The 15,457-nt window shown below is 71.5% G+C and carries 14 protein-coding genes; 8 read left to right on the top strand and 6 right to left on the bottom strand.

Annotation, left to right across the window (positions count from 1 at the left end):
• Positions 1 to 16: 16 nt before the first annotated feature.
• Positions 17 to 439, top strand: a complete 423-nt coding sequence (locus tag ACGF1Z_RS03925) for a universal stress protein (protein WP_392999576.1) — start codon at positions 17 to 19, stop codon at positions 437 to 439.
• Entirely contained in the window at positions 439 to 1,164 is a 726-nt protein-coding gene (locus ACGF1Z_RS03920; protein ID WP_393000304.1) for a helix-turn-helix domain-containing protein, read from the top strand. The genes ACGF1Z_RS03925 and ACGF1Z_RS03920 overlap by 1 nt, the downstream gene beginning before the upstream one ends.
• A 94-nt stretch (positions 1,165 to 1,258) precedes the next feature.
• Here ACGF1Z_RS03920 and ACGF1Z_RS03915 read toward each other — a convergent pair whose 3' ends face one another.
• Positions 1,259 to 2,119 (bottom strand): universal stress protein, encoded by an 861-nt coding sequence (locus ACGF1Z_RS03915; RefSeq protein WP_392999574.1) that lies wholly within the window; start codon positions 2,117 to 2,119, stop codon positions 1,259 to 1,261.
• 232 nt (positions 2,120 to 2,351) lie between these two features.
• On the opposite strand from ACGF1Z_RS03915, the gene ACGF1Z_RS03910 reads away from it, so the two are divergent.
• From ACGF1Z_RS03910 to ACGF1Z_RS03890, 5 genes are all read left to right on the top strand, one after another.
• Positions 2,352 to 3,257, top strand: a complete 906-nt coding sequence (locus ACGF1Z_RS03910) for a universal stress protein (RefSeq protein ID WP_392999572.1) — start codon at positions 2,352 to 2,354, stop codon at positions 3,255 to 3,257.
• Positions 3,258 to 3,475: 218 nt separating this feature from the next.
• Positions 3,476 to 3,889: a CBS domain-containing protein gene (locus ACGF1Z_RS03905; RefSeq protein ID WP_392999570.1), complete on the top strand. Its 414-nt coding sequence runs from the start codon at positions 3,476 to 3,478 to the stop codon at positions 3,887 to 3,889.
• A gap of 217 nt (positions 3,890 to 4,106) precedes the next feature.
• Complete coding sequence (locus ACGF1Z_RS03900) at positions 4,107 to 4,565, top strand: Hsp20/alpha crystallin family protein (RefSeq protein WP_392999568.1); 459 nt, start codon at positions 4,107 to 4,109, stop codon at positions 4,563 to 4,565.
• 562 nt (positions 4,566 to 5,127) lie between these two features.
• Complete coding sequence (locus ACGF1Z_RS03895; protein ID WP_392999566.1) at positions 5,128 to 5,718, top strand: hypothetical protein; 591 nt, start codon at positions 5,128 to 5,130, stop codon at positions 5,716 to 5,718.
• The gene (locus ACGF1Z_RS03890; protein ID WP_392999564.1) at positions 5,711 to 8,446 is read left to right on the top strand and encodes a cation-translocating P-type ATPase; all 2,736 of its coding nucleotides are present in this window, start codon (positions 5,711 to 5,713) and stop codon (positions 8,444 to 8,446) included. Before ACGF1Z_RS03895 ends, ACGF1Z_RS03890 begins: the two co-directional genes overlap by 8 nt.
• Positions 8,447 to 8,610: 164 nt before the next feature.
• Here ACGF1Z_RS03890 and ACGF1Z_RS03885 read toward each other — a convergent pair whose 3' ends face one another.
• The 3 genes from ACGF1Z_RS03885 to ACGF1Z_RS03875 all read right to left on the bottom strand — a co-directional run bounded on the left by ACGF1Z_RS03885 (position 8,611) and on the right by ACGF1Z_RS03875 (position 12,316).
• The gene (locus tag ACGF1Z_RS03885; RefSeq protein ID WP_392999562.1) at positions 8,611 to 9,939 is read right to left on the bottom strand and encodes a nicotinate phosphoribosyltransferase; all 1,329 of its coding nucleotides are present in this window, start codon (positions 9,937 to 9,939) and stop codon (positions 8,611 to 8,613) included.
• 53 nt (positions 9,940 to 9,992) lie between these two features.
• Positions 9,993 to 10,646, bottom strand: a complete 654-nt coding sequence (locus tag ACGF1Z_RS03880) for a CBS domain-containing protein (RefSeq protein ID WP_392999560.1) — start codon at positions 10,644 to 10,646, stop codon at positions 9,993 to 9,995.
• A 242-nt stretch (positions 10,647 to 10,888) separates the two neighbouring features.
• Complete coding sequence (locus ACGF1Z_RS03875) at positions 10,889 to 12,316, bottom strand: MBL fold metallo-hydrolase RNA specificity domain-containing protein (RefSeq protein ID WP_392999558.1); 1,428 nt, start codon at positions 12,314 to 12,316, stop codon at positions 10,889 to 10,891.
• 175 nt (positions 12,317 to 12,491) lie between these two features.
• Between ACGF1Z_RS03875 and ACGF1Z_RS03870 the strand changes: the two genes are divergently transcribed.
• Positions 12,492 to 13,532 (top strand): zinc-dependent alcohol dehydrogenase family protein, encoded by a 1,041-nt coding sequence (locus ACGF1Z_RS03870; RefSeq protein WP_392999556.1) that lies wholly within the window; start codon positions 12,492 to 12,494, stop codon positions 13,530 to 13,532.
• 289 nt (positions 13,533 to 13,821) lie between these two features.
• Here the strand turns inward: ACGF1Z_RS03870 and ACGF1Z_RS03865 are convergent, their stop codons facing one another.
• Positions 13,822 to 14,811 carry an Acg family FMN-binding oxidoreductase gene (locus tag ACGF1Z_RS03865; RefSeq protein WP_392999554.1) on the bottom strand — a complete coding sequence of 330 codons (990 nt, stop codon included), beginning with the start codon at positions 14,809 to 14,811 and terminating at the stop codon, positions 13,822 to 13,824.
• 22 nt (positions 14,812 to 14,833) lie between these two features.
• A complete protein-coding gene (locus tag ACGF1Z_RS03860) occupies positions 14,834 to 15,457 on the bottom strand; it encodes a CBS domain-containing protein (protein ID WP_392999552.1) in 624 nt (207 codons plus the stop codon).

The raw sequence follows: 15,457 nt of genomic DNA, 5'->3' as shown, positions 1-15,457 counted from the left end.
CCGCTGAGGATCGTCCATGTGGACTCGCCGGCCGTGCGGTTCGCCTTCCGGGAGGCGGCGGTCCGGGACGCGGAACTGGACGCCGTCCACGCCTGGCGACGGCCGGCCCACGAACCGGTCGACCCCCCCGCTGCTCACCGGCGACGTCGAAGCCCATCTCGCCGAACGGTCCGCCGGACTCCTCGACAGGGTTCTCGCGGCCGCCGCCTCCGGGTATCCACGGGTCCGCCTGCGCAGGACCACCTTCGAAGGACCGGCGCACAAAGTGTTGACCGAGCGGTCCGCCGCCGCCGACCTGCTGGTCGTCGGGGCCCGCCGCCGCGACGGACTCGTCGGCCTGGAACTCGGCAGGATCGCCCACCGCGCCCTGCACCACGCCTCGTGCCCGGTCGCCGTCGTTCCTCAGCGGGGTCCGGAGGCAACGGAAGGAGACCGGTGATGAACACGGCTGGTGACCCGCGTACCCCGCACGCCGCGAGTGACCTCGGCCGCCGCGTCGCATCCAGACGCGCCCGACTCGGCCTGTCCCGTGAGGACGTGGCCGAACGGGCAGGCTCCACTCCCGGATACATCGCCTACGTGGAGGAGCAGGTACCCGCCCCGGGGATCGAGTTCCTGGTCCGGCTCGCGAACGCCCTGGAGACCACGGTCCAGGATCTGACCGGGTATGCGGCCGACGTCGCTCCGGGTGGGGCCCGTGCCGGATACCGGGCGCGCATGGAGGAGATCGGCGAGGCCGAATGCTGGGAGCTCCTCGACGGCCACGGCGTCGGACGGATCGCCGTCGAAGGGAGGGACGGGATCATGGTGTTCCCCGTGAACTACCAGGTCGTCGACAGCGGCATCGTCTTCATGACGGCTCCGGACTCGTCCCTCGCGCGTGCCTCGGCGTCCGGCGTGGAGGTCGCCTTCGAGGAGGACCGCATGGACGAAGCCTTCAGCCAGGGCTGGAGCGTGCTCCTGGTGGGTCCGGCACACACGGTGTCGGAGGAGAGTGAGACACGGAGGATCAGGGACGGTGTCCACTCGGCACCGTGGGCGGGAGACGGACGCGACACCGTGGTGGTGCTCTCACCGCGGAGGGTGACCGGACGGCGCATCGTCGTACCGGGAGCGCCCGGCACGCCGTCCGGGCCTGTGGACTTCGGTCCGTCCCCTGAGTGATCTCCGAGTACCGGGCGGTGCTTGCCTCCGCTGCGGCGGGCCCGGCCGTGTCCCTGAGCGCCGTGCCCCGGGCCGGGCCTCAGCAAGCCGAGCCTCAGCAGGGGACGACGGCGACCGGTGCGGGGCTGTGGTGGATGACCGCGTGCGCGACATGGCCCAGATGCGGGCCGAGAGGTATTTTCCGGTTCCGGCGTCCCACGATGACGAGTTGGGCGGTCCGAGCCGTCTCGACCAGCTGGTACGCGGGCGAGCCCACCACAGCCCTGGCCTCCACCTTCACGCCCGCGTACCGCTTCCGCCACGGTTCCAGGAGGTCGTCCAGCCCCCTGAGGAGGTGGCCGCCCAGTTCCTCACCGATCCCGGGGTCTACGACAGCCGCGTGGCCGTACGAAGCGGGGAGCGTCCAGCTGTGCAGGAACCGCAACGGCGTGTTCCTGCGGGCGGCTTCTGCGAACGAGAACGCGAGCAGCGTGTCACACGGGTGGGAGGTGTCGACGCCCACCACGATCCCGCCTTCGGGAGCTGTCCGGCTGTCCTCGCCCCGTACGAGGACGACCGGCTGCCGGGCCGCGCCGACGACGGCGAGGGAGACCGATCCGACGAGGAAGCCGCGGACGCCGCCGAGTCCGCGCGAACCGAGGACCATCAGATCCGCCTCGTTCGCGGCGGCCGTCAGTTCTTCGGCTGCCCGGCCTTGCGCATGCTCCGTGACGACCTCGAGGTCGGGATGTTCCTCCCGCGCTCGGTCCGTCGCCTCGCGCATCAGCCTCTCGGTCTGCTCGTCGTGGGCGAGTGTGCGGGCGTACGCCACGGGTACTTCCGGCATGCTCGGCCATTCCTCCACGTGCACCAACCTGAGGGGCACTTCGCGCAGCACCGCTTGCGCCGCGGCCCAACGGGCGGCGGCGAGGCTTTCGTCGGAGCCGTCCAGACCGACGGTGACCTGGGCTGTCATGGCATGCCTCCCTCATCGGGTCCATTCCGCCCCGCCCGCCCCGTCTCGGGTTCGGATCGAACGGGGCATCTCACCGTCCAGGTTGGCGCCACGTCCCTCCCGGCATCAGGGCCGGGCAGGTCTCGATGGGGGCCGAACGGCCCATCCCGAGGAGCCCGGCACGATGTCAGCGTGGGAGGTGTCGTCCTTCGGCACGCGTTCCCGAGCTTCGGGCGTACCCCGAGGAGGAACCATGAGCAGCGAGACCCCCACCCGGCCGGAGTTCGGCAACGTCGTCGTGGGAGTCGACGGGTCGCCCTCCGGCCGTACGGCCGCGCTGTGGGCCGCGGCGGAGGCGGACCGCAGAGAGCGGCACCTGCACCTCGTGCATGCCGCCGACACGGACCGCCGGGCCCTCTACGCGAACGCCGAAACGCTCCAGGCGGTGCGAGAGGCCGGCCGCGACCTTCTGACGGAGACCGTGAACGCGATCCAGGAGGACTTTCCGGACCTCAAGATCACCAAGGAACTGAGCCGTCAGGAGCCGGTCGCGAGCCTTCGATCGGCCGCCGGTGACCGGGGAACGATCGTGGTGGGCAGCCGCGGGCTGGGCGGATTCTCGGCCCTCATGCTCGGATCGGTCGGTCTGGGTGTCGCGGCCCGCTCCGACGTGCCCGTGATCGTGGTGCGCGGTGACGGCGACCGTCCCGCGTCAGGTTCGGTGACAGCGGCCGTGCACGGCGCCTCGGACCTTGGCTGGCTGCTCGTCGCGGCTGCCGAGGCGGATGCCCGCAAGGCGGCATTGCGGCTGGTGAGCGTCTGGAACGTGCTCACCCACGTCGGCAGCGTCGCGACCATGCTGGACGACCTCGACGAGATCGCACGGCAACGTGTGCGCGAGACCAAGGCGCTCGCCGACCTCGTGCGCGAGTTCTATCCACAGCTGATCGTGAGCCATCACGTCGAGACGGCCACGAGCACGCCCGGGATACTGGTGGAGGCGACCGCCCACACCGATCTGCTCGTGATGGGCCGCGAACACCGCGCTCTCGGCGCGGGCCCCTCCCTGGGGCGGGTCGCCCACGTCCTGCTCCACCACGCCCACTGCCCGGTGATGATCGTCCCACCCGCCTTCGCCAGCCGGTTCGAGGAGACGTGAAAGAGATTCTGCTCGGGGTCGACCCTCGGGAACCGTCGATGCCCGCTCTCGTCTGGGCCGCCGACGAGGCCGTACGAGGCCGTACGAGGCGGCCGGGTCCTCCGGCTCGTCGTCGCCGTGCCTCCGGTCCACGACGGGCACCGGTACGACGCGCTCGCGCATCAGAGCGCCCTGCGCATGCGCGCGGGAGCAGGGGGGCAAGAAAGGAGGACGCAGCCATGACGACCGCAAGGGAAATCATGCACACCGGTGCGAGCTGCGTGCAGGAGAACGAGAGCCTGATGGACGCGGCACGCCTCATGAGCGAACTGGACGTCGGCGCGCTGCCCATCTGCGGACCGGACAACCGGCTGCACGGCATCATCACCGACCGTGACATCGTGGTGAAGTGCCTGGCCAAAGGCAAGGACCCCCACCACATGACGGCCGGACTCCTCGCCCAGGGCAAGCCGATCACGGTCGACGCGGACGCCGACAGCGAGCAGGTCCTGCGCACCATGCAGGACCATCGGGTCCGTCGCGTCCCTGTGATCGACGCCCATCGCCTGGTCGGGATGATCAGCGAGGCGGACCTGGCGCGCCACCTGCCGGAGGAACGGGTGGGTCACTTCGTCGAGGAGATATGTCGCTGATCGCACGGGCGACGTGGCGCACCTTGGGCCAGTCGGTCCTTCCCGGTGGGGCCCGTTCGGCCCCGTCGAACAACCCGCTTGGAACTGCGCCACGTGGCCTCGCGGGCGGACGATGGGGTTACGGAGTCGGACCGGGCTCCTGACCCGATCCGCCGCCCGTCCGCACCGACTCGGGTCCACGGCGCCTTGCCGGGCCCCGTACACGAGGAGCAGAGCGATGACCGGACACCACGTGGAACGCAGGCACAGCCTCTTCCCCGACTTCGACACCTGGTTCGGCCGGGAGTTCCCCGGGTTGCCCGGATGGCGCCCCGCCACCGCCGCCCACTCCATCCCGGTAGAGGTGTCCAGCAGTGACGGCACGTATGTGCTGCGGGCCGAGCTGCCGGGGATGGACTCGGACGACATCACGATCACCGTCGACGAGAACCTCATCACCGTGAGCGCGGAGCACAGCGAGAGCAAGGAGGACAAGGAGCACTCGGAGTTCCGCTACGGGTCGTTCCGCAGGACCGTGCGTCTTCCCGGCACGATCCCGGCCGACGACGTCGAGGCGTCGTACGCGGACGGCATCCTCACCGTCCGCATCCCGATGCCCGACGAGGAGCGGACGAAGACCGCGCGGACGATTCCCGTGAAGCGGATCACCAGGCCGGCCGGGGACGCGGAATCATGAACGCCGAGCGTGTCCTGGTCGCCTGCGGCAGCAAGGCCGGAGCGACCGCCGGAATCGCGGAGGGATCGGCCAGACGCTCCGGGACGACGGCTTCGACACCGCCGTCCCGCCGGCCGACACCGTCACCGACGTCAGCGGCTACGACGGAGTCGTCCTCGGCGGGGCTCTTTACGCCGGGCACTGGACCGGCAAGACCCGCCGGTGTGCGCGGCGTAACGCCGAACATCTCCGGCACCGGGCCGTGTGGCTCTTCAGCAGCGGCCCCATGGACACGCCGGCGGACGAACCCGACATCCCGCCCCGACATCCCGCCCGTACGCGGGGTCGCCCGGCGGATGGAGAAGCCCGGCGCTCGTGGGCACATGACCTTCGGCGGCGCCGTGACCGGCGAGACGTCGGACCCGGTCGCCCGGAACATGGTGAGCATCGGTGAGGGTGGCGCATTCCGCAATCCGGAACGGGTCCGGGCGTGGGCCCACCACAGAGGAACGGAACTCGGCGCCCCCGACTGAAACGGGTGGGTGACGGGCCGGCGAGGTCCGCTCCCTTCGGGAGGTGCGGCATGCTTCACCACGAGCCGTCGGAGAGCGGGATCATCCCGCCCAGGAGAACCGTACGGCGCTCCGCCTTGGCCTTCGTCCTGCTGATCTCCCTGATCTGCGGCGCGGTGACCGCCGGGATGCTCTGGAACGCCGCAGGGAAGACCGACCGTGAACTCGCCGCCCAACACCGCCAGGTGCAGGCGACCACCACCGGACCGGCCAAGGAGCCCCCTACGGTCGCCCGCGCTGGTGCGACGCCCAAGTCCGTCGCACCAGCGGTCTGGGAACAGCCCGACAACGTCCGGCGGACGGGCACGATCCAGGTTCCTCCCCGGACGCCCGAGGGTCGCACCGTCACGATCTGGGTGGACGACGACGGCACCCCCGCCCGCCCCCCGAACAGCGCCGCCGACCGCGCGCTGACCTCACTCTCGGGCGGAACCGCCGCCGCGGCCGCCGTCGGAGCGATCGGGGCCGGGGCTCTCCTCCTCGTACGACGGTGGACCGAAGCCCGTCGGCTCACGGCCTGGGAACATGAATGGGAACAGGTCGAACCCGTGTGGTCCGGGCGGCTCCGCCGGGGGAGCGCTCCGGGGTCGGACGATGACTGACCGCGCGGCCATGGGGAGGGCTCCCACACCCAGCGAGGCACCTCCCCTCGACCCCAGCGAGCCTCTCGCCAGGTTGCGCCGGGAACTCGCCACCGGGCCCGACGGGCTGTCCGCTCGGGAGGCCGCGCGCCGGCTCGCCGTTCACGGGCCCAACGAGGTACGGCGCAAGGCCCGCTCCTCCTTCGCGCGGGAGCTGGTCGGGCAGCTGGTCCACCCCCTCGCCCTGTTGCTCTGGGCGGCCGCCGCGCTGGCCTTCGTCGCGGATCTCGGGGTGCTCGGCTGGGCGATCCTGGCGGTCGTCGCCGTCAACGCGGCCTTCGCGCTGCTTCAGGAACGACAGGCCGAGCGCGCGGTGGAGACCCTCGCGCGATATCTGCCCGAGCACGCCCTTGCCGTACGCGACGGCCGGCCCCTCACGGTGGAGGCCCGCGACCTGGTGCCCGGCGACGTGATCCTCCTGGAAGAGGGCGACAAGGTACCGGCCGACGCACGCCTCACCGAAGGGGGCGTGGAGGTCGACCTGTCGATGCTCACAGGGGAGTCCGTCCCCGCCGAACGCATGGCTGCCGCCGGGCTCCTCGGTGCCCCGTTGCTCGAGGAGCCGAACCTCGTCTTCAGCGGGACGACATGTGTCGAAGGACAGGCTCGGGCCATCGTGTTCGCCACCGGAAACCACACCGAACTCGGCCGGATCGCCGCCCTCAGCCAGCGGACCCGGCGCGAGGCGAGCCCGTTGGAACGACAGGTCAAGAAGGTCGCCTGGCTCATCGCCGGGGTCGCGACCGGCATGGGGGCCTTGTTCCTGGTCGTCGGGGTGGCTGTCGGACTACCGGTGACCGACTCCCTCACGTTCGCGATCGGGCTCCTCGTCGCCAACGTCCCCGAGGGACTGCTTCCGACCATCACGCTGGCCCTCGCCGTCGGCGTCCGCGCGCTGGCGCGCGAGGGTGCCTTGGTGAAGCGGCTCAGCGCCGTGGAGACGCTCGGTTCCACGAGCGTCATCTGCACGGACAAGACCGGCACGCTGACCCGCAACCGCATGCGTCTGCGAGCCCTCTGGGCCGCCGGTCACGGAGCGGAACCCGGACCCTGGGCACAGGAGCTGGTACGGGCGAGCGCCCTCTGCACCACCGTGACCCGCGAGCAGGAGGGTGAGCTGCACGGGGATCCGACCGAGGCCGCCCTCGTCGCCGGCGCCGTCGACCACGGGGCCCCGGTGGAGCTTGCCCGGCGCGACGCGGGACGGCGCAGACTGTTCCGCTTCGATCCGCGGCTGCGGCTGATGTCCGTCGTGCAGGACGACGAGGCGACGGGTCGTCTGCGGATCGTCACCAAGGGAGCGCCCGAGGCGGTCCTGGATCGTGTCCGTCCCGGCTCCGGCACGGACGCCGCCCGCTCGGCGGCCGAGGAACTGGCCCAGAGCGGCATGCGGGTCCTGGCCGTCGCCGTACGCGACCTGCCGCCGGGCTCGGAGCCGCCGTCACGCCGTCAGGATGCCGAGTCGGGACTGACGCTGCTCGGCCTCGTCGGCCTGTACGATCCGCCGCGCCCCGAGGTGGCGGAGGCCGTGCGCCGCTGCCACGAGGCCGGAGTACGCGTGCACATCGTCACGGGGGACAGCGGAGACACCGCCGCGGCGGTCGCCCGGGAAGTGGGCATCGGGGAGCCCCGTCTGCACGTGGTCGCGGCCTCCGAGTCGCTGGGCGACGACGAGCTCGACCAGCTCCTCGTACACGGCGACGCCGAGATCGTCTTCGCCCGCTCCTCGCCCGAGACGAAGCTCAAGGTGGCCGACACCCTGCGGGCCCATGGCCGGATCGTGGCCATGACCGGTGACGGGGTCAACGACGCCCCGGCGCTGCACCGCGCGCACATCGGAGTGGCGATGGGCCGTTCCGGCACCGATGTGGCCCGCGAGGCCGCCACCATGGTGCTCACCGACGACGACTTCGCCACCCTCGTGACAGCCGTCGAATCCGGCCGACGCGTCTACGACAACGTACGCAAGTTCATCGTCTACATCTTCGCCCACGCAACCCCGGAGATCGTGCCCTTCCTCGTCTTCGCGCTCTCCGCCGGCGCGGTACCGCTGCCCCTCACCGTGCTGCAGATCCTTGCCATCGACCTCGGCACCGAGACCCTGCCCGCTCTCGCCCTGGGCAGGGAACGCTCCGAGCCCGGCATCATGCAGCGACCGCCCCGGCCACGGCACCAGGGCGTGATCTCCCGTGACATGCTGGTCAGGAGCTGGGGCTACCTGGGCCTGGTGTCGGCGGCCCTCGTCATGGCGGGCTACTTCTACGTGCTGTGGCGCGCGGGCTGGCAGCCGGGCGATCCCACGGGCACGGGCAGCCCCTTGCACCACGCCTACGTGACGGCCACCACGGCCACCTTCGCAGGCATCGTCACCTGCCAGGTCGGGACAGCCCTCGCGGCACGCACCGATCACGCCGCCCTGCGCGACATCGGGGTGTTCTCGAACCGCCTGCTGCTCGCCGGTATCGCCTTCGAGCTCGCCTTCACAGCCGCCCTCGTCTACGCGCCCCCGCTCCAGCACCTCTTCGGCACGGCCGCCCTTCCCCTGGACGTCGTCCTGCTCATCGCGATTTTCCCGGTCCTGGTGTGGGGCACGGACGAGCTGCGGCGTGCCAAGCGGCGCCGTCAGCCGGCATGCGCGGCGCGCTCGGCCGTCTCGGTCCCGCCCTGGTCGAGGCGGAAGGGCGGATAGGCGTCGTCCGTCATGAGGCTCGCGTGGGCGGCGACGCGCAGCACCCAGCGGTTCAGACCCACGATCAGGACGAACAGGTCCCGCGGATCCGGTCGGTGAAGGCCACGGCTCTCAGCCCGGTGGCGGACGGTGGGAGGCTGCGGGCGGCCGGGTCACGCCTACCGTCAGGCGCCCGTCCGCGACGCGATGCGCTGCCGAACGACGGTCGTCAGTGTCGTCAGCCGCTGTGACGCCATGGGCTCCGGCGCCACCGGGCGATCGATGCGCCGCGCCTCATTCGGCAGCGCGGCGAGATCCGCTTCGAAGCGGGCGTGGGCAGCGGTCAGGGTGTCCGGTGGCTCGGTACGCAGCCCGTCGCGCATCACGGTCCGGAGCAGGGCCTCCGTGCCCGCGGGCGGCTTCTCGTCGGCCAGGCCGATGACGTCCCGAAGGCCGGGACCACGGAAGACCTGCTTCTGCCCCGGCGCCGTCACCTTCGCCGACGACAGCTTCATCACCGGGTGCCCGTCGTATTCGACCAGTTTGTACGCCGCATCCAGATACGGGGCGTCGGCGGCCGTGCCGACCTTCGTCCCCACGGCGAAGGCATCGATCGGCGCTCCCTCACGGACGAGCCGGTCGACGCCGTACTCGTCCAGACCGCCACTCGCGATGATCCGCACGTCCCCCAGACCCGCCCCGTCGAGGGCCGCACGAGCCCGGCGGGCCACTGCGCCCAGGTCTCCGCTGTCGAGGCGGATCCCGCACCCCGAGCCCAGCCCGAGGTCCTTGAACACGCGTGCCGCCGTCGCGACACCGCGGTCGGTGTCGAAGGTGTCGACCAGGAAGGTCACCGGGCCGGGATGGGCGTGGGCGAACGCCCGGAACGCCGCCTCCTCCGACGCGAAGGTCTCGATGTACGAGTGGGCCATCGTGCCGGCGGCGGGGATACCGTACCGATTGGCGGCGGCGACGTTGCTGGTGCCGGCGAAGCCGACGAGCGCGCAGAGACGTGCCGCTTGCATGCCTGCCCCGGGCCCGTGCGTGCGACGCAGGGAGAAGTCGACCAGGGGCCGCCCGGCGGCGGCGAGCACGCATCGCGCCGCCTTGGACGCGACGGTCGTCTGATGGCAGAGGAGGGAGAGCAGGTACGTCTCGACGAGCTGCGCCTGCGGCAGCGGCGCGGTGACCTCCAGGAGCGGCTCACCCGCGAAGACGAGCCGGCCTTCGGGCACGGCGCGGACGCGGCCGCCGAAGGACAGACCGCGCAGCGGTTCGGCGTCATCGATCGGCCGTCGCAGTGCCTCGGCGAACTCCTGCACGTCGGATCGGCCCACACGGAAGCCGGAGAGGTAGTCGAGGGCAGGTTCGAGCCCGGCGGCGACGAGAAACCCGCGGCCCGGCGGGAGGTCACGGACGAAGAGGCTGAACGTGGCCGATCCCTGCATGCCCTCCCGCAGGTACGAGAGGGCCATCGTGACCTCGTACAGGTCGGTGGCGGTCACCTGGGACACGGTTCGAGCCTGTACGGCGGACCCGTGGCCCGCACCGGATCGGCGGGGCACGGCTACGCGCCTTCCTGGGCGGTGAGTTCGCACCGTACGTCCACCACGCCTTCGACGGCCCGCGCCAGGCGGGCAGCGAGCGGGACGAGCGCGCCGTCGCGGACCTCGCCGGACAGCGTCACGACACCGGCGTCGACACGGACGTCGACCTGGCGGCGGGAGAGCGGGAACAGGTGCTCGATGACCTCGTGGCGTACCTCGGTGGCGAGATCCTCGTCCGACCGGAGGAATACCTTGAGGAGGTCGGACCGACTCACGATCCCCTGGATCGCGCCGCTCGCGTCCACGACCGGCAGTCGCTTGACGCCATGCGCGGCCATGAGGCGCGCGGCCTGCGGCAGGGACGCCTCGGGGGTGACGGTGACGGCGGGTGAGGTCATCAGGTCCTCGGCCCGGCGGGAACCGGCCTTGGCGGTGGCGTCGAGGCGGCGCAGCTGTTCGAGGAGTCCCAGGCGGTGGTCGTGGAACTCCTCCTTGAGCAGCAGGTCCGCCTCCGAGACCACGCCCCTCACGCGACCCTCGCCCTCGACTACGGGGACGGCGGTCACCTTCCACCGCTGCATCGCGGTGACGATCTCCTTGAAGTCCGCGCCGGGCAGGACCGCGACGACCTTCTTGGTCATGACGTCGGCGACGGTGAACGGCTGGGATGTCATCGCCTGTTCCTCACGTGAGGAGCCCTCGTTCGATCGCGGCGGCCACGGCGGCGGCCAGGGCCTCGCCGATCGTGGTGTCCTCCGCACACAGCTCCCGGACGGCCTGCCCGTCGAGAGTTCGTTCAGCAGCATGGTCATGGTGCTCATACCGTGCCTCCAGCCCTTTCACGTACAGCGTCCCGCGTCGCGTTCGGGGTCCGGGAGGGCCGGCAGGGCCCATACGGGGGGCCGACAGGCCCCTGTCAGCGGACCAGCACGGCCTCACCCGACCGGGGCACGACTGCCGTCCATCCCAGCTCGTGGTCGATGCGGTCGCGCAGCGCCTCGGACGCGGCCGGCTCTCCGTGGACGAGGTACGTGGTGTGCGGGGGAGGGGCGCCGCGCAGCCAGTGGATGATCTGTCCGGCGTCCGCGTGGGCGGAGAAGTGGGGGACGTCAGCGACCTCGGCTCGTACGGGCACGTACTCGCCGAACATCTTGAGCGTCCTGGCGCCGTCGACCAGGTCCCGGGCGCGGGTGCCCGCGGCGGCGAAGCCGACCACGACGACCGCGTTGCGTGGATCCGGGAGCAGCCGGTGCAGGTGGTGCAGGACGCGGCCGCCGGTCGCCATACCGGCCGAGGAGACGATGACGGCCGGGCCGTGGACCTCGTTGATCTCGATGGACTCCTGGACGGTGCGCGCGGCGAGGAACGGTTCGGGGCTCAGCGCGGCCTCGCCCTCGGCGAGGATCTCCGGCCGCAGTTCGGTGGACCGCTCGCGCACCGCGTCCCGGTACACGTCGAGCGCGGCCAGTGCCATGGGGCTGTCCACGTACACCGGCACCGACCGGGGCAGGACGCCCGTCTCGCGCAGCCGGGTGAGTTCGTGCAGGACGACCTCGGTGCGGTCGATCGCGAAGGCCGGGATGACGACGGTGCCGCTCCGGGCGAGGGTCCGGGCGATCACGGCGGCGAACTCCGACCGGGCGGACTCCTGGTCGTGGCGGCGGTCGCCGTATGTGGACTCCATGAGCAGTACGTCGGCGCCGGAGAACGGTTCGGGCGGAAGCAGCAGGGGGTGTCCGGGCCGCCCCAGGTCTCCGGACACGGCCAGGGTGTGGCCGTCCTCGAGCGTCAGGCGGGCCCACACCGATCCCAGGATGTGCCCGCAGTGGTGGAGCGTCAGCGAGGTGCCGTCCATGATCTCGACGTCCTCGCCGACCGGGACCTGGTCGAAGAACGCGAGCGTCTTCTCGACATCCGAGTCGTCGTAGAGCGGCTTGGCCGGGCGGTGCTTGGACCAGCCGTGCTCATCGGCGTGCCGGGCAGCCTCCATCTGGAGCCGGGCGCTGTCGCGCAGCACGATCCCGGCGAGCCGGGCGGTGTGGGCGCTGGTGAGGATCGGCCCCCGGAAGCCCTGCCGGACGAGGCGCGGCAGATAGCCGCAATGGTCCAGATGGGCATGGGTGACGACCACGGCGTCGACGTCCGCGGCGTCGCGGGCGAACCGTTCCCAGTTGCGCCGTCGCAGGGTCGCGAAACCCTGGAAGAGTCCGCAGTCGAGGAGGATTCGCGCATGGTCGCTCTCGACCAGGAACTTGCTTCCGGTGACCGTCCCCACGGCACCCAGGAAACTGAGCAGTGCCGGACGCTGAGCGGTGGGCGTGGGGTTCGGGGCCGCCTCGGACATGGTCAGCCCTCCTTCGGAGTGGACCGGTCACCACCCTCGCACCCCGACCGGTCGGTCCCGGAGGGTCCGAGCGGGCCCCTTTCGGGGGCCGATCGGCTCATGTGCTGCCGGAGGGCTCCGCAGAGCCTGGTCGAGCAGGACCACAGTGACGTGCGACAGGAAGTGGGTGGGCGCCATGAAGGCACTCGTCTTCCAGGAGCCGGGCCGTATCGCCTGGCAGGACGTACCCGACCCGGCCGTCGAGGACCCCGCCGACGCCATCGTCCGGGTCGACGTCGTCACCATCTGCGGTACGGACCTGCACATTCTGAAGGGGGATGTGCCGGAGGTGACGCCCGGCCGGGTCCTCGGACACGAGGCGGTCGGAACCGTCGTCGAGACCGGGGCGGATGTCCGGACAGTGCGTCCGGGAGACCGGGTCCTGGTCTCGTGCATCTCCGCCTGCGGCAGGTGCCGGTTCTGCCGTGAGAGCCGTTACGGGCAGTGCCGTGGCGGAGGCGGCTGGATCCTCGGCCACACGATCGACGGTACACAGGCCGAGTACGTCCGGGTGCCCTTCGCCGACCTTTCCGTGCACCCGCTGCCGGACTCGATCGACGGCTCCGACGCCGTCCTGCTCGCCGACATCTTTCCCACGTCCTACGAGGTGGGGGTCCTGAACGGAGGTGTGCGCCCCGCCGACACCGTGGTCGTCGTCGGCGCCGGCCCCATCGGTCTCGCCGCCGTCACCACCGCGGGCTTCTACAGTCCGGGCCGAATCGTCGCCGTCGACCTGGCCGAGTCGCGGCTGGCCTCCGCCCGTGCCCTCGGCGCGGACGCCACCGTGAACGCGGGCGAAGAGCCGGAACAGCTGGTCGCGGATCTGACCGAGGGCCTGGGCGCCGATGTCGTCATGGAGGCCGTCGGCGTTCCGGAGGCGTTCGAGCTGTGCACCCGAATGGTCCGGCCCGGCGGTCGGGTCGCCAACATCGGAGTCCACGGCAAGCCGGCGACCCTCCACCTCGAAGACCTGTGGATCAAGGACGTCACGATCACCACCGGTCTTGTGGACACCTCGTCCACGCCCTTGCTGCTGCGCATGATGGCGGCCGGGCGGCTGCCGTCCTCGTCCCTGATCACGCACCGCTTCGAGCTGGGACAGATGGAGGAGGCGTACGACGTCTTCGGTCGTGCGGCGGAGACCGGCGCCCTCAAGGTCGCGCTCGGCGGGGCGTAGGACGTGGCGAGCCCCCGCTCCCACCTCCGTCCGGCACGAAGCGCTCCGGTGGACGACCGAGATCGGACTCCGCACGCCCCGAGCCCTGGTCCCGGACACGCGCGCAAGGAACACGCGTTCGTCGATCTGCTCCGTACGGAGGGCGTCACGGCCTCCCCACGTTCGGCCGGCTCTCACGGCCTGCGTGCAGCGGAGGTGCAGTGCGCCGCGGTGGCGTGCTGCTCCCTGGCGGCCGGCGAAGCGCCGTCGCCCCCGGAGAGGAGCGCTGGCTCCGGCTGTGAGGAGAGCCTCAGCCGAAGGTGAGCACCTCGGCGGCGGGCCGGCGCGGCGTGGCCTGCCCCTGGGGGCCGTAGCCCAGGCGGATCACCATGTGGACGAAGCCGATCGCCGACCCGGGATCGCGGGTGCCGGAACGCAGCTCGGGCCATTCCAGCGGCTGGGACATGAGGGAGGTGGCAAGGCCGTCGAGGGTGGCCTGCAGAAGGACGCGTTGCAGCGCCTGGCCGGCCTTCAGCCACTCCTCCGGCGTGTCCCCGACTGTGCCGAGCAGCGCGAGCTGCGGCTTCTTCTCGAAGAGCGCCGACGCACGGCCGGGCACGCGGCGGGGAGCGCCGAAGTCCCTGACAGGTGAGGTCACGTCGTACTGCCGTGGGCCGAAGGCGTACGCCGGGATGCCCTCGGTGCCGGGACCCTCCCCGGCCGCACCGGTGCGTGTCCAGGCGGCGATCTCCGCGCGTACGGCCTCGTCCGCCGCCTCGAACAGTTCGGAGGCGTGGACGAGTTCCATGACGGTGTCGGTGTGCCACGCCCCTGGTACGACCAGTCGGCAGCCCTCCAGCAAGGCCGCGGCCCGGAGCCCGTCGACGACCTCCGGGGGGATCCGTTCCTCGGTGAAGGGGAAGCGGCTCGTGTGCCGCCGCGACAAGGCGCCGTGGAGCACGCCCAGGTCGCTGTCGGCGTCGTCGGTGGCGTCGAAGCGTATGTCGGCGAGGTGCCAGGGATCGTCGGGAGAGGGCAGCAGCCGGACCACAGGACGCAGGGCCCGGTGCGCGGCGGCGACCCGCAGACCGAACAGGGCGGCGCCGCAGCCGAGGTGGAGGGCGCGATGGTCCGGATCCTCGTGCGGCATGCGGCGCAGCGGGTCGCCGTGCAGGTGGATGAGGCCGGTGGCCGGCTTGCAGACGAACTTCCAGGGCTGTGCGTTGTGCATCGAGGGAGCGGTGACGGCATCTTCGATCAGCGACGTCACGAGTGGTCGCGTCAGAGCGGTGGGAGTCACGGTTCGTCCTGCCTGCGGTAGGTCACCATGAGATGTGGTGTGGGGTACGGGCGGAGGCGGTCAGGTAGGAGTCGTCCTCGTGGAAGGAAAGCTGGTCCACGACGGCGACGACGCCGTCCACGCGCTCGGCGAGGCCGACGAGCGTCAGGGCCTGGCTCCGACGCCGGACGCGGCCTCCCAGCGTCACCACGCCGTCGAGGACGTGCACGTCCACCGCGTCTCCCGCCAGGCCCAGGACGTCCGTGAGGACGTCCTCACGGATACGGCGCCGTATCTCCGAGTCCGGGCGGAGGTAGACGCAGAGGAGATCCCGGCGGGTCACGATGCCCACGAGCCGTTCCTCCTCGTCGACCACGGGAAGACGCTCGACCCCGCGGCGCACCATGAGCCGTGCCGCGTCCGCCACGGTCTCCTCGGCGTGCACGGTGACGGCCGGGGTGGTCATGAGGTCTCGCGTGGCCGGTTCGTGGCGGGCCAGGAGGTCACTCTCGGAGACGACACCGAGGACATGATCGTCCTCGTCCACGACGGGGACCCCGCTGATGTCGCGCTCGGCGAGCAGCTTCGCGACCTCCTTGAACGGCGTCGCAGGGACGGCGGAGACCACATCGGCGGTCATCAGGCTGCCGACTTTCAAGTGCTTCAT

The organism is Streptomyces sp. NPDC048018, assembly GCF_043202995.1.
Lineage (GTDB): Bacteria > Actinomycetota > Actinomycetes > Streptomycetales > Streptomycetaceae > Streptomyces.
Note: the sequence above shows the minus strand (reverse complement) of the source record. Positions and strands in the feature narration are given on the sequence as shown.

Bases quoted from the DNA above. Each gene is read 5' to 3' on its own strand.
- ACGF1Z_RS03925 (WP_392999576.1), top strand. From the start codon at position 17: ATGTGGACTCGCCGGCCGTGCGGTTCGCCTTCCGGGAGGCGGCGGTCC.
- ACGF1Z_RS03920 (WP_393000304.1), top strand. From the start codon at position 439: ATGAACACGGCTGGTGACCCGCGTACCCCGCACGCCGCGAGTGACCTC.
- ACGF1Z_RS03915 (WP_392999574.1), bottom strand. From the start codon at position 2,119: ATGACAGCCCAGGTCACCGTCGGTCTGGACGGCTCCGACGAAAGCCTC.
- ACGF1Z_RS03910 (WP_392999572.1), top strand. From the start codon at position 2,352: ATGAGCAGCGAGACCCCCACCCGGCCGGAGTTCGGCAACGTCGTCGTG.
- ACGF1Z_RS03905 (WP_392999570.1), top strand. From the start codon at position 3,476: ATGACGACCGCAAGGGAAATCATGCACACCGGTGCGAGCTGCGTGCAG.
- ACGF1Z_RS03900 (WP_392999568.1), top strand. From the start codon at position 4,107: ATGACCGGACACCACGTGGAACGCAGGCACAGCCTCTTCCCCGACTTC.
- ACGF1Z_RS03895 (WP_392999566.1), top strand. From the start codon at position 5,128: ATGCTTCACCACGAGCCGTCGGAGAGCGGGATCATCCCGCCCAGGAGA.
- ACGF1Z_RS03890 (WP_392999564.1), top strand. From the start codon at position 5,711: ATGACTGACCGCGCGGCCATGGGGAGGGCTCCCACACCCAGCGAGGCA.
- ACGF1Z_RS03880 (WP_392999560.1), bottom strand. From the start codon at position 10,646: ATGACATCCCAGCCGTTCACCGTCGCCGACGTCATGACCAAGAAGGTC.
- ACGF1Z_RS03875 (WP_392999558.1), bottom strand. From the start codon at position 12,316: ATGTCCGAGGCGGCCCCGAACCCCACGCCCACCGCTCAGCGTCCGGCA.
- ACGF1Z_RS03870 (WP_392999556.1), top strand. From the start codon at position 12,492: ATGAAGGCACTCGTCTTCCAGGAGCCGGGCCGTATCGCCTGGCAGGAC.
- ACGF1Z_RS03860 (WP_392999552.1), bottom strand. From the start codon at position 15,457: ATGAAGCACTTGAAAGTCGGCAGCCTGATGACCGCCGATGTGGTCTCC.